10 protein-coding genes and 1 pseudogene are annotated in these 14,577 nt (G+C 31.2%); 8 read left to right on the plus strand and 3 right to left on the minus strand.

Annotated elements, in window-relative coordinates; translation table 11 throughout:
• Positions 1–190: 190 nt before the first annotated feature.
• Complete coding sequence (locus A2255_04615; protein OGI17802.1) at positions 191–1,564, minus strand: RIP metalloprotease RseP; 1,374 nt, start codon at positions 1,562–1,564, stop codon at positions 191–193.
• 82 nt (positions 1,565–1,646) lie between these two features.
• Positions 1,647–2,786, minus strand: coding sequence for a hypothetical protein (locus A2255_04620; protein ID OGI17803.1), 1,140 nt, complete (start codon positions 2,784–2,786; stop codon positions 1,647–1,649).
• A gap of 255 nt (positions 2,787–3,041) precedes the next feature.
• On the opposite strand from A2255_04620, the gene A2255_04625 reads away from it, so the two are divergent.
• The 4 genes from A2255_04625 (at position 3,042) to A2255_04640 (ending at position 6,518) form a co-directional block, all read left to right on the plus strand.
• Positions 3,042–3,605, plus strand: coding sequence for a hypothetical protein (locus A2255_04625; GenBank protein OGI17804.1), 564 nt, complete (start codon positions 3,042–3,044; stop codon positions 3,603–3,605).
• Between the two features lie 202 nt (positions 3,606–3,807).
• Positions 3,808–4,263 (plus strand): hypothetical protein, encoded by a 456-nt coding sequence (locus A2255_04630; protein OGI17805.1) that lies wholly within the window; start codon positions 3,808–3,810, stop codon positions 4,261–4,263.
• 44 nt (positions 4,264–4,307) lie between these two features.
• On the plus strand, positions 4,308–5,324 hold the full coding sequence (locus A2255_04635; protein ID OGI17811.1) for a tRNA (adenosine(37)-N6)-threonylcarbamoyltransferase complex transferase subunit TsaD: 1,017 nt from the start codon (positions 4,308–4,310) through the stop codon (positions 5,322–5,324).
• A gap of 93 nt (positions 5,325–5,417) precedes the next feature.
• Positions 5,418–6,518, plus strand: a complete 1,101-nt coding sequence (locus tag A2255_04640) for a hypothetical protein (protein ID OGI17806.1) — start codon at positions 5,418–5,420, stop codon at positions 6,516–6,518.
• 342 nt (positions 6,519–6,860) lie between these two features.
• Here A2255_04640 and A2255_04645 read toward each other — a convergent pair whose 3' ends face one another.
• Positions 6,861–8,411, minus strand: coding sequence for a magnesium chelatase (locus tag A2255_04645; protein OGI17807.1), 1,551 nt, complete (start codon positions 8,409–8,411; stop codon positions 6,861–6,863).
• 136 nt (positions 8,412–8,547) lie between these two features.
• Here A2255_04645 and A2255_04650 point away from each other — a divergent pair, with 136 nt between their 5' ends.
• The 4 genes and pseudogenes from A2255_04650 to A2255_04665 all read left to right on the plus strand — a co-directional run bounded on the left by A2255_04650 (position 8,548) and on the right by A2255_04665 (position 14,564).
• Positions 8,548–9,009 carry a hypothetical protein gene (locus tag A2255_04650; protein OGI17808.1) on the plus strand — a complete coding sequence of 154 codons (462 nt, stop codon included), beginning with the start codon at positions 8,548–8,550 and terminating at the stop codon, positions 9,007–9,009.
• Between the two features lie 60 nt (positions 9,010–9,069).
• Complete coding sequence (locus tag A2255_04655) at positions 9,070–11,082, plus strand: hypothetical protein (protein ID OGI17809.1); 2,013 nt, start codon at positions 9,070–9,072, stop codon at positions 11,080–11,082.
• A 493-nt stretch (positions 11,083–11,575) separates the two neighbouring features.
• Positions 11,576–12,949 carry a hypothetical protein gene (locus A2255_04660; GenBank protein ID OGI17810.1) on the plus strand — a complete coding sequence of 458 codons (1,374 nt, stop codon included), beginning with the start codon at positions 11,576–11,578 and terminating at the stop codon, positions 12,947–12,949.
• 385 nt (positions 12,950–13,334) lie between these two features.
• Positions 13,335–14,564: pseudogene (locus A2255_04665) on the plus strand (ammonia channel protein).
• Positions 14,565–14,577: the final 13 nt, after the last annotated feature.

Consider the following 14,577-nt stretch of genomic DNA (forward strand, 5'->3'; position numbering starts at 1 on the left):
TCTTTGCAACTATAATCATAACTTGGCATATTTTCATCCACATCTATATTTAATAGTGCTCCAACGATAACTGATAACTTTAAGCTAAGTCCCACTGATTCAGTGGCTTAGCCACATTCTCAAATTAACGATCATTCCAATAATACCTCGTTATTTGATTCAAACGTTAACCTAAGTAATGGATATTACCCTATATTTTATCAGTTACAAGAGCCAAAATATCATTAAATATAATAAATATCATTAAACCTATAAGGAATAAAAATCCAAATTTTGCGAAAGCTTCCTGTGTTTTTTCGTTAACAGGTCTGCCCCTAAGTTTTTCGATTGCCAGAAATAATAAATGTCCACCGTCGAGAGCAGGAATTGGTAAAATGTTAACTATAGCAAGATCTATGCTAATTAAAGCTGTTAACAATAAACCATCCCACAAACCTCTTTTTTCAATAATATCGCTGCCGACTTTAGTAATTGCAACTATTCCGTGTAAATCATGAAAAGGTATTTGGCCTGTTACGATCATGCCAAGACCACTAACCATATAATTAGTATTTCTATATAAGAAATCCCAAGATCCTTTTATGGATGAAATAGGTCCGGTAACAGGAATATTAACCTCTTCAGATCTTAATTTTATACCAATAACACCTTCTTTGTTTGGATAAGCAGAAGAAAGTTGTACCATTTCACCATTTCTATCAACAACAATGTTAATAGGATGAACAGTATCTCCAGTAGCTGTTGCTAAATCTGTAAGAGTTGTCTGTCCATCAGATATATAATAATCTTTATCCGAAAGAGAATTTCTTAGTTTTTGCTGGTTTTCGCTCAGTTTTTGCCCATCAGGCTTATGTTCTGAGATACCTACTAAACCATCTTTAGGTATAGTTAAAGAATCTTCATAGGATGAAGCAGGTAATTTAATACTGGTTCCTTTTGGAATAACAGTATTTTTATTATTTACTATATCAGGGTTTAAATTCAAAATAGCTTTTGTCTGAGCACTAATTTTGTCATAACTAACATAGTTATCAAACTTTTTACTTCTTTTTGCAAGTTCAATAAATTTGTAGGGAGAATCAATAACAACCCCATTAGCTGAAACAATTTTGTCTTCAGGTTTAATATTTATGCTACTTGCAGATAAAGTTTTATCTGTTTGAATCCCATCTACAATAACTTTGTAATCTCCAGAAGGCACTCCTCCAGAAGCTACTCCAACAAAAAGAACAATTAAAAAAGCTATTATGATGTTAGCAGTAACACCTGCAATAATTACTAAAAATCTTTCCCAGGGTTTTCTGTTTGAAATTCTGCCAGGATCATCATCTGGAACATCACTATCAGGATCATCATCAGGAAAAGCAACATAACCACCTAATAAAAAGGCATGAACCACTATTTTTGTTTTTCCCCATGTTGTTTCAAACAATGTAGGACCAAAGGGTAAACCAAACCCGAATCTTTCAACGGTTATTCCCAGCATTCTGGCAACACTAAAATGCCCCAATTCATGAACAAGAACCAAAATACTTAGTAAAAACAACATTGTAATAATATGCATATTATTAGAATTCCTTAATTATCTCCAATTCCCAAATACTTAATTCATAGATAATGGGCAATCTGTCTTCCATAATATATTATCACAGATGAGTTAAAATATAATCAAAAAACCAGGTTACAAGCAAAAAACTTCCCAAAATTTGAATTAAACCCATATTCCATATTTTTTGGAAAATATTTGGAGGATTGGGATTTAAATCTTCTTTATGCTTTTTAAGTAATTCTTCTCCAACTTTTATTCCATTTTGAATTTGTTTATCAGTAGCTTTTACAGTTGTAAAATACTGTTGAAGCCATATACCAGCTTTTCTCCAGTTAGAAAAAACAAATAAAAATCCTACTATTAAGAATAAAAACTGAGCAAAAAATCCGAATTGCGCAAATTGCATTGATAATAATAAAACAAATTGTATTCCTAAGAGTAGAACCAAAAGATTAGTTCCACACCTTTTATGAGGTCTTGGCTGCATTCTTACTGTTTCAGGTGTAAGAGGAAGTCCTTTTTCAATAGCGTGAATAGTTTGATGCTCTGCGGCATGGTATTGAGCAAAAGGAGTAAATCTCAAAGTAAGAATAAATAGTATTAATTGAATAATTACTGCAATGATGTAATTTACGCTAATAAAACTGAAAATAAACCCTGTAAATATCTGAATAATTATAATAATAAAGGCAAAAGATACACCAGTTAAAACAAATCCTAATTGTCCCGGCCCTGCTAGATGATGACCGTCTGTCATACTAACTCCTAAAGGAGTTGCCAGACCCCCTATGGATAAAGGTTTTACCATTCTTGTAAGATAAGAAATAAGAGCTGATCTTGTTATAGATCTTCCTGTATATTTTCCTTCATTATCAACAATGGGTATAACTCTTGTATGCATTTCATGAACACTGGATAAAAGATTTTTTATATTTGTATGTTCAGGCTCTGTCCAAACATCTTCTGTCATTATGTCTGCTACAGTTATCTTGTGTTGATAACTTTCTTTATCAAAACTCCATTCAGGAAGAACTTTAGCAAGATCATACTCAGAAACTATTCCAACAACATTACCTGCTACATCAATAACGGGTAATGTATCAGTTTCAGCTTGTTTAAAAGCAAAAGTAAGTCTAAAAGCATCTAAATATTTTGATACTGAAGGAACTTCTGTTGAGATCTTATCTATTGTGGGAAGTTCCGGAATATTTCTATTATTTTTATCAGACCATACCATAATTATCAATAATCCAAAATGCCGTTGCAAACCAAAAAACGTGAATACCAGGAAAGATATTTTCTTGCGAAGCAATTTTAGAGTATAAAACGTTAAAAAGTATATTTTCTAGAAATTTTACGTTGTTATCGTAAAATTAAAAAGTATCACAAGAATTTAATTATTTTAGCAATGATCAATATAATAAAACAATTACTAGACTGGATATATCGCAGAAATTGCTATTTTTGTCGCAAACCCTGCCCCACAGGAATAATGTGCCAAAATTGTTATGAAAAAATAGAGTTAAATTTTCCTGAGCCGATAAAATTAATCAATGAAATGTCAGTTTATTCTGCAAGTTTATATACTGATAATCTAAAAAAATTGATAAGAGGTCTCAAATATCATAAACAAAAGGAATTAGCCAAATATATGGCTGAAATCCTCTATGATTTTTGGCAAAAAACAGATTTATCAAACGAAAGTTTTGAAATAGTACCCATGCCTCTTTATAAAAAGAGAGAAAAAGAGAGAGGATATAATCATATTTTACTGGTAGCAGAAGAATTCTCAAAATTAACAGGATATTCAGTAAATAAAGATATTGCAAAAAGAATAAAAGACACAAAACCTCAATACAGATTAAAAAAAGTAGAAAGGTTAGAAAACCTGAAAGATGCATTCCAAGTTAAAAAAGAAGCTTATAACAACACTAAATTATTATTAATAGATGATATTTGTACTACAGGAATTACCCTTGAAGAATTAATGAAAACTTTTAAGAAAAATAACATTAACGATTTATATGCTATAGTAGGAGCAAATCCCGGTAATTAAGAAGTTTGGTAATATCCATTACCTAACCCAGGTTAACGTTTGAAGCCTCTGAAATAATAGGACTTAGTTTAAAGTTATCAGTTATCATTGAAGCACTATTAGAAATTTTAGAGTTAAAGTTTCTTAAAAAACACATTATAACTATCAAAAAAATTTTTTACATGTTTTTTACAGTATAAGCAAGTATTTAGGAGAGTGTTATATGAATATTCAATCGAATTATAACCTTGGTTATACTGTGAAAAAACCAGAAAAAAGAGAAATATCTTTTAAGGCAACCTTACCGGAAATTAAAGAAGCAGTTAATAAAGCTGTTGAAGAAAAGAAAATGTGTCCCGGAAAAGCAAGTTTCTTTAATAAATTAGTTGATTTTTTTGAAAAAACACAAGAACAAATGAAGAAAAATCCTAATATTCAAGAGAAGTTTGATTTTGAATTAGGACAAAAAAATGAATTTTCAGAAGAAGTAAGAAAAATAAAAATTGATAATACGACCCTTGAAGATATCGATAACAATTTTAATGGGACCTCTTTTAGTTGTGGATCTGATGAAGGTTGTACTTGTGGAAAAGGACAAAGTTTAGGACAATTTATTAAAACATATTTTGAAGAAACCCTTAATTTAAATAAAGCAGATACTATAGAAATAAATAAATAGTGAAAAAACAAGTAAAAAAACCTATAAGCAAAAATATAATTGAAATAGGTCCTGGCCTAAAGGAAGATCAGATAATCCTTGCAACAGAAACAAGTTGTGATGAAACTTCTGCCGCAGTTGTTTTAAATGGAAGAACAGTTTTATCAAACGTAGTAGCTTCTCAAATTGAAACTCATAGAAAATATGGAGGTGTTGTTCCTGAAGTTGCAGCAAGGGAACATCTTGAAACAATAAATATTGTTATAGAAGAAGCTATTGAAAAAGCTAATATAAAGATAGAAGAAGTAAGAGCATTTTCAGCAACAGTTGGCCCAGGTTTGGTTGGAGCTCTTTTAGTAGGATTAAATGCTGCTAAAACCTTAAGTCTTATATATGATAAGCCTTTTATAGGAATAAATCACCTCAATGCCCACGTTTGTGCAAATTATCTTGAAAGTGACTTTGAACCACCTTTTATTTGTCTACTAATTAGTGGTGGACATACACAACTTATCAGAGTAAATTCTTATTCCAATCAGGAATTACTTGGAGAAACTCTTGATGACGCTGTAGGTGAAGCTTATGATAAAGTTGCAAGACTTCTAGGTTTACCTTATCCTGGTGGTCCTATGCTTGATAAATTGGCAAAAGAAGGAGATAAAAACAGGTTTAAATTTACTGAAGCCAAGGTTAATAAATATGATTTTAGTTTTAGTGGACTTAAAACCGCAGTATTAAGATTAATTCAAAGTTTTAAAGACCAGGAAATTCCAAAAGCCGATATTGCAGCAAGTTTTCAAGAAACAGTCAGTTCAATTTTGCTGAAAAAAACTCTTCAAGCAGCAAAAGACAGTAATATAAATCAAATAGCTCTTGCAGGTGGGGTTGCAGCCAATTCTGAAATCAGAAGAAAATTATTTAAACAGGAACAGGAAGGTTTCAGAGTTAATGCACCGGCTATGAAATTCTGTACAGACAATGCTGCTATGGTTGCCAGCACTGCTTATTTCTTATCAAATATTATGGAAGAATTAGATATAGAAGTGTTTTCGAGAGTTAAACAATTTAATAAACATAATTAACTTGAAAAATATATTAATCTTCAACAAATTTGCCTGAAGAAACTAATATCTCTATAATATAAAAAAGAGTGAAGATTTCTTTAAGGTTGGATAATGAACAAATATTCCATTAATTATAGGTTTTTATTTAAAGATCTTGAATTCCCTTTTACTTCAAAGTTATTATTTGAGGAAAAAGAGCCGATTGTCTATACAGAATATACTTATAACAACCTTGAAGTAAAATATATTATTCACTTTCCTAAAATAAATATAATGAAACTCGATGGAAATTTTGATGATAGAAGAGAATATATTGATAAATTAAAAGAGGAATATGAAAAAACAGGAGAAAATATTTATCTCGAATATAATTATGATTTTATTCAGGAAATATCCGTAATAATCAATACAAAAGAAGAAATAGAGCTTGAATTTAATGATAGATTCAAGAAAAACATAAGTGATAATGTTGCAAATCACTTAAATACATATCTTTCTATGCTAAAACAAGAACTTTTTCTATGGGAATGGCAACTCCCCAAGTTTGAAGGTTCAGATACCGGCGGAATTACTACAAAAAATAAGCTCTTTGAATACCTTGATTCTGTTAGTTATTACAAAAATAGTGAATTAATCTTTGAACCATTCGGCTTTAATATAAAATTTTCTAATAATGCAGAGCGTTTTAGTAATTTAGATGAATCTCTGGAAAAAATTCGCAAACAATTTCAATCAGGCGAACATGAAATATTAAAAGAAAAAGAAGTAATTGGTTTAGCTTTTTATGAAATGGAAAGTGGAAACTTTGATGTTGCTATACTTCTTGCTGCGATGGCTATAGAAATTCCTGTTAAAAATCTTGTTAATAAGTATTTTGACAGGAATAAAGTTGCAAGAATTATTGATGATATGAGAAAAAATCCAAAAACAAGAGAAAAACCAACAGTAATTAAATATTTAACCGTATTAATAAATAAATATCCATTTATTTATGGATTAAAGATTGATCTTGATAAGATTGAAACCCTTTTCAAAACAAGGAATAAAGTAGTTCATGAAGGTGAACCATACTATTGCTCAAGAGATGGACAAACTAAAATACAAGTAAGTTATAAAGAAGCAAATAATTTTATGAAATTAGCAAAAGATTTTATCGAGATTAAAATCCCAGAAATTAAAGAAAAAATTGAAAATAAAAAAGCATTTAATTAAAGATTTTATATAGATTAATAACTCAAGTTACTACTTAAATAATCTTGGATATCATTGCAAGGTACTTCGTACTTCCGTTGGTCATCAATCTTTCCAATAATACGCATTACCATTGCGAGATGACACAGTCACTTGTTCAAGTCAACAATCATTCCTAGTAACACGCACTGTCATCCTGAGGAGCGAAGTGACGTGAGGATCTTACCAACGTACAACTTTAATGTGATTTTAAGGTTTAAATAGTATATTGTATAGATTGCCACGCAAATACGATTATTTCTTTAAGTCACGATACATGGCTCGCAATGACAGTGCGAAGTACCCTCATATTTATATTACTAATCAACCAAAAACTCTGTCTAAAGTTCTATATTGAATGGCTTCTGCAATATGATAAGCTTCTATATCTTTTTCCCCCTGAAGATCAGAGATAGTTCTTGATAACTTAAGTATTCTATCATAAGCTCTTGCGGAAAGGTTTAGTCTTGAAATAGCGTTTCTTAGCATATTTTCAGAGTCTGTGTTTAGTTTGCAGTACTTCTTAATTAATTTTGGAGTCATTTGTGAGTTCGAAACCATATTCTCATCTTTAAATCTACTAACCTGAATTTCGGTTGCTTTAATTACTCGTTCTCTTACGGTTTTTGAAATTTCTCCTGATGGAGAATGATTCAGTAATTCTTCTTCTTTAAGTCTTGGAACGTCAATTTGAATATCTATTCTATCAAGTAATGGGCCGGATAATCTTGACCAATAACGCTTTGCCTGAAAATCATTGCAGGAACACTGTTTTGTAGTATCTCCATAATATCCACAAGGACAAGGATTCATTGCTGCCAGCAAGATAAAATCAGCCGGATACTTAACACTAATTTGTGCTCTTGAAATTACTACATTACCATCTTCAAGAGGTTGCCTTAAAACTTCCAAGACATTTCTTGGAAATTCAACTACTTCATCGAGAAACAAAACACCCCTATGTGCAAGACTTATTTCACCTGGTTTTGGATTTGTTCCCCCACCTATTATTCCAACTGATGAAGCAGAATGGTGAGGTGATCTAAAAGGTCTAACAGTTACCAGAGGAGTATTTTTATCTAACAAACCGGCTACACTGTAAACTTTTGATAGTTCAATAGCTTCACTAATCTCAAGAGGAGGTAATATACCCGAAAAACCTTTAGCAAGAAGTGTTTTTCCAGCCCCAGGAGTTCCTACCATAAGGATATTATGGCCACCGGCCGCAGCTAACTCTAATGCTCTCTTGGCTTTTTCCTGTCCTTTTATATCCTGAAAATCTACAAAAACCTGTTCTTGAGAATTTTCTCTTAAATATTCTCTAATATTTATCTTAAAAGCTTCCAGTTTAAACTCTGAAATAACATCAGGATTTAAATAATTTATTACATCGCCTAAACATTCAGCCGGATAAACCTCTATTCCATCAATAAGAGCAGCTTCGACAGAGTTTTCTTTAGGAACTATAACTTTTCTAATACCTTCTTTTTTTAGGCAAGAAACCGTAGGTAATACCCCGTTAACACCTCTGATACTTCCATCTAAAGATAATTCACCAATAAAGCCTATATCTTTCAAATTTTCAGGATCAATATCACCATTAGATGCTAAAACGCCAATAGCCATAGGCAAATCAAAGCCTGATCCTTCTTTTTTTATATCGGCAGGAGCGAGGTTTATGACGATTTTCTTTGTAGGAAAAGAATATCCGGAATTTTTTATTGCTGATCTAATTCTTTCTTTGGCTTCTGAAACAGCAGTATCAGGAAGTCCAACAATGGTTAAACCGGGAAGAGATTGATTTGTATCGACTTCTACAGTAATTTTATAGCCATCAATACCAATAACAGAACCGGTAAACACATTTGCTATCATTAATGTCCTACTTTCTTTTAAACAAATTATATAAAAAAGATTATGTTTTCAAAACATTTATAAAGCTTGAAGAAAAATTTTTCTGAAAAAGGGAGCCTATAGTATAATTGTGAATATAAAAATAAAGGAAATAAAAATGTCCAGAGTGGAGCAATTAGTAGAAAAATATAGAAAAAAACTACTAGTTGATGAAAAAGTTGAAAAATACAAAATGGAAATTATAAATCCTCTTGCTGATAAAGTATTTTCCAATGATTTTGCAGGCATTTTTTGTGATTTAGCAAGTGAAATCAATGATAAACTTGGATGTAAAATTATTTCATACCAACAAGAAGGTAAAAACCGTTTTGTTATCGAAGGACAGCATCATAGAATATATTTTCAAAGAAGTAAGCCCGATGTTTCAGACGGAATTGCAGGAATACATATCGTCCCTATTTATATATGGAAAGGAGTAACAAAACATCTCAGCCCTATTTTCTTTTTCATAGAACCAGATTCAAGAGAAGTCAGATGGGATATATCATTTGGTAGTGTTGAAGATTACATTACTACATTATTTAGTAACCTCGTTGATGATAAAGATTTTTTCATGTAATAATTTAATGAAATCTTACTATTTATAAAAGCAAACAGCAGATTAGTTCAGGGAATAAATATGTTAATCGGAGCAATTAATAATGACATTATAAAAATCCTCTTTAATACACAAAAAGAGGAGCTTTTACTTGGTAATCTAATCAAAATTATCAATGAAGAGAATAATGGTGTCATAGCTCAAGTTTTTGGTATAGAAAATTCTAAAAAAACAGCCTCAAATAATATTGCAAATGTCAAAATCTTACTTACTTTAAAACAGTCTAATAAATGGTACGAATGGGAAGGAAACATTCCTTCAAAAGAGTTTAAAGTTGAAAAGGTTTCAAATAAAGAATTAATATCTTATATAAGTGGTTTAAAACAAAAAAACCCTGTTACTTTAGGATATTTATCTCTATATGATAATGCTAAACTTGATATAGAAGCAGCAAATTTTGAAAATCCTACAGTAATTCTCAGTGATAAACAATATCAAAGGGTTAATACTTCATATTTATTAGCTCAAGAATTGGTTAATAATCAAGCAAAGGTTGTTCTCTTTGACTTTACCGGAGAATATTCTCATATAACAACAGCAAACAGACTGGAAGCAGGAAGAAATTTCAAACTCCCTCTTAACTCAAAAGGTGTAGAAAGTATATATGATAAAAGTCTGGTCAATGTTTCTGCTGAAACCAGAGCAATTATCGAAGATATTTTTATGAGTCTTCAGGAATATATAGAAGAAAGCAAACTAGGATTTATTCCTTTCACGCATTTTAAAAAAGTTGTAAATGATGAATATGAAGAAAATAGAACTACAGAGCTGATTTTACTTAGAAATAAGCTTACAAAGATTGAGAAACAAAATATTTTTGCCAATAATAAATTTGAAACAGAATCTTTCAAGATGTGTATCAAAAACACAGATTTCATTATAGTTGATTTCTCTAGAATTTCTTCTAGTTGGCATAAGAATTTTGTTGATTACATTATAGATCTCAATATTGAAGATTATAATCAGCGCTTTTTTGTTATATTTAATGCAAATGAAACAAATATTGATTCGGATTTAATTACTAAACTCTACATTCAAGGCTATAGAAGTGGTATAAAACCTATTGTTTCTGTTGATTATAAGTCAAAATATTTCAATAATGTCCTTTCTGTAGCTAAAAATATGATTATGTATTCTCCAGAAATTAATTCAAATAAATTATCGAATTTTGAAGTTTTTCTAAACAAATTAAATAGCAAAGAAGCTTTACTTTATGGAGATATAACCCAATCAATTCCTTTAATAGTAAGAATTGATAATATTTCCTCTGAATTTGAATATAAAGAGAATAAGAGGATTTTTGAAAATTCTTTTATAGAAGCTCCTGAACTTGAAATAATAGAAAATCCAAAACAAAAAGATAAAATAAATAAGGTTGAAATTCATAATAAAGAAGATAATTTTGAAGAAATAAAAAACCCTCAAAAAGAAGAAATACATATTGATCAGGAAGCTAACGAGGATTATTTCCTTGATATTATTTACAATGAAACAGATGAAAATAAAGATTACCAATTTGCAGATGATTTATTGCAAGAAGAAAATACAAAAATAGATGAAGAATATAGTTATATAGATGGCAGTCTGGATTTTGATTATACAGAAGAAGACCTTGAAGAGTTTCAAAAAACCCAAAGTCATGTTAATGATAACAATGAAGATCTTTTCCAGGAAGAATATATTGAAATGCCTGATTATGTTGAAGATGATAATAGTGAAAATTCTTATCTTGTATCAGTAAACGAAGTGTCTAATATAGAAGAAGCTTTAACAGAAGAGTTTTCAAATACAAATAATGATTATAATGAAACTCCTTCAGCAGATATACCTATTTATTCTACAGTTAGCCCTGAGAGTATTGAAGAAGAACAAATAATTTTCAATGAAGGAGATGCAGTTAAACACAATAAGTATGGCCTAGGCGTTATAAAGAAAGTCATAGGCTACGGAAACAAAAAACTTTGTAGTATTCAGTTTGAAAACATTGGAAGAAGACTTCTTGATCCAACTTTAACTGTTTTAGAAAAAATCTAAAAAATAAAAAAATAAAAAAATAAAAAATCAATAAAAATTGCAGTTTTTTACTTCAAAAATGAAAAAATTTGAAGTATTTTTTTGAAATTTTTTCATTTTTTTCTCAAAAAATTTTAAGAAAATCATTTTTTTTAGCAATAATAAGCAATTCGGCTTTGTTATTTTGTTCAACAATTGTAAAGGTTTCGTAATAAATGTAATGATTACACTTAACAAAAGCAAAATTATTATATATAGTACTTACAATTGAAAAATAAAATATCAAACAGAGAGAAGGATTTACAATGAATCTGTTAGTTAACAACTTTATGAATCAACAAATAGACAATACCCAAAACCAGAAGAACCAGAGCAGGTCTATGGGTTGATTTATATTGTTTGAAATATAATAAAAATAAAGAAGACCCACAAACCTATAAAGGTAGTGGGTCTTTTCTTTTTTTTTATATTTGCAAATTAGAGTGAGCGGAATTAAGAACGAAAGGAGAAAAAGTTGAAAAACAAAATCTTTATCATTGCTCTTGCTTTACTTGTTTCATCCACACCAAGCGTTTTAGCTAAGAGCACAACAGTGCAGGAAATTCAGGATTTGCCTTCAAAAAGCTCAAGCAAAGCAACTTCTGATAAGTCAATTCCAAGTGATCATTGGGCTTACAAAACATTAGAAGATATTTCAAAGAAATATGGTCTATTAATGGGTAAGCCTACTGAAAAATTCAACGGATCAGGAACTTTAACTCGTAATGAGGCAGCTTTTATTTTTGTTAACCTTATTGGCAAGATAGAAAAAGATCAAGTACAACTCAGTGAATCAGAGAAAACAAGGCTCGAAATCTTAAAACAGGAATTAAAAGGTGAATTAGGAGAGTTGACAAGTAAAGTTGCATCATTAGAAACATCAGTTGATTCCCTAAAAGGCAGTGTATCCAATCTTGAGGAAGAAAACAAAAAAGATTGGAAGTTTGATTATGGTGAAAAATTCAAAATTAATGGAGGTCTCCAGGCTCAATTTACAGGAAACTTTAAAAAAGGTGATGATCAATATCCATCCAATTTTGCTTTACCATATTCAGAAATTCGCTTTAGCGGAAAAATGAACCCTAAAGTTGGATATGTAGCTGCTTTAGTTCCTACAAGAGCTTTTGACGGTTCGGAAAAGGGTGTTTTAAGAGAAGCTTATGCTACATTAGATGTAATTCCACATCATACCGTCTATCTTGGACAAAACATGGTTCCAATCGGCTATGAAGGACCACAAAACCCAATGGCCATAGAAACAATAGATAAAGCTCAAATGTCTAGAAAATTAACTGATATGCCCGATCTTGGTGTAAAAGCTGAAGGTAATTGGGACTTCTTTTCTTATTCACTTGGAGCTTATAACGGTAATGGTCAAAACACAGCTGATTCAAACAGTCACTTAGCATTAGCAAGCTGGGCTACAGTAAAACCTCTTTATAAATATCCACAGCTTGGTAAATTGGAATTAGGTGGTGGATGTTATACAGGTAATAACGGCAGTTACAACAAAGACATTTTAAGTTTTTACAGTGGATATAAACTTAAAAAGTTTGCACTATGGGGTGAATACTTAACTGCTAATGGTTATTTGGATTCCAAACAAAAAGCAGATAGTTTTTATCTCCATTCTTCTTACTACTTAACTAACAAGTTGCAATTATTGGCAAGATTTGACCAATTTGATCCAAATACCAAGGTTAAGAAAAATCTTAACAGAGAATACACAGTTGGTGGAAACTACCTGTTACGTGACAATTTATCTCTAATGATGGGTCTAGTGCAAGTAGCAAATCAAGAAGGTAGAAACAGCCAAAGATTAGAAGCTCTAACTCAAATTATGTTCTAAAAAAAACTACAAGAAATATTATCTTGTAGCCCAAAAAATTATCATTTTATTGTTTATATCTTAAAATTGAGAATTTTACAATCCTTTTTGAGTGGATTTAGTACAATTTTAATCTTTTTTATTCAAAAATATCTCAATTTTGCAAAAATTCTATAAAAATCATAAGGAGGAAAAAATGATCGAAAGTTTTTTTGATAATGTACTCAAAATATCAATAAAAAACAAAAAGGCTTATTTAATAGCCTTATTAGTCGGAATATTACTTATTACAGGTTTAACGTTTTTAGGAAATGAAGCATTTGCAGAAAATGCAACGCAAGCAACTACAACTCCTGCAATTGTTACACCTCCAAATCCACAAGAACAATCTTCGGCTGAACTTACACCCCCAAGTGTGGATCCCGGTGATACCGCTTGGATGTTAATATCTACAGCACTTGTTATGTTGATGACTCCAGGATTAGCTCTTTTTTACAGTGGAATGGTAAGACGTAAAAACGCTCTTGGAACAATAATGCAAAGTTTCATAGCCCTTGGTCTTGTCACAATACTCTGGGTTCTTTATGGATATAGTTTAGCTTTTGGTCCAGATATAGGGCATCTTATAGGAAGTCTAAAATGGGCTGGATTAACAGATGTAGGACTTACTCCGAATCCTGATTATGCTGCTACAATTCCTCATCAAGCATTTATGATATTTCAAATGATGTTTGCTATTATTACTCCAGCTCTTATAACAGGTGCTTTTGCTGAAAGATTTAAATTTAGCACTTATTTAATTTTTGTTGCTATCTGGCTTACCATTGTTTATTGTCCAATTGCTCATTGGGTATGGGGAATTGGTGGCTGGATAAGAGAACTTGGTGCTCTTGATTTTGCTGGTGGCTTAGTAGTACATATAAGTTCTGGTGTTTCAGCATTAGCTGCTGCAATTATAGTTGGAAAAAGAAAAGGTTATAATACTGAACCAATGCCTCCTCATAATTTAACAATGACTCTTCTTGGTGCTGCTTTATTATGGTTTGGTTGGTTCGGTTTTAATGCCGGAAGCTCTTTAGCTGCTGGCTCTCTTGCGACATCAGCGTTTGTTGTTACACATATTGCTACTGCGGCTGCAACACTATCTTGGCTGTTTATTGAATGGATACATAGAGGTAAACCAACAGCTCTTGGTGCTGCATCAGGTGCTGTTGCTGGTTTAGTTGCAATAACCCCAGCTTCAGGCTTTGTTGCTCCATTACCAGCAATTATAATTGGACTTTTTGCAGGAATGATATGTTATGCAGCTGTTAATCTTAAAACCAAGCTTGGCTATGATGATTCACTTGATGCTGTTGGTGTTCATGGTGTTGGTGGCATCTGGGGAGCTATAGCCACAGGTTTATTTGCAACTACTGCTATTAATTCTTTTGGAGCTGATGGTTTATTTTATGGTAATCCCGATCTCCTTGTAAAGCAGTTGATAAGCATTGTTGCAGCTGCAACTTATGCATTCATTGTTACTTTCATTATCTTAAAAGCTCTTGATGTAATAATGGGACTAAGAGTTACAACTGAAGAAGAAACCACCGGTCTTGATCTTAGTCAGCATGGTGAAAGAGGATACGTGTTATAAATACATCTGTACT

Source organism: Candidatus Melainabacteria bacterium RIFOXYA2_FULL_32_9 (assembly GCA_001784615.1).
In the GTDB taxonomy this organism is placed as follows: domain Bacteria; phylum Cyanobacteriota; class Vampirovibrionia; order Gastranaerophilales; family UBA9579; genus UBA9579.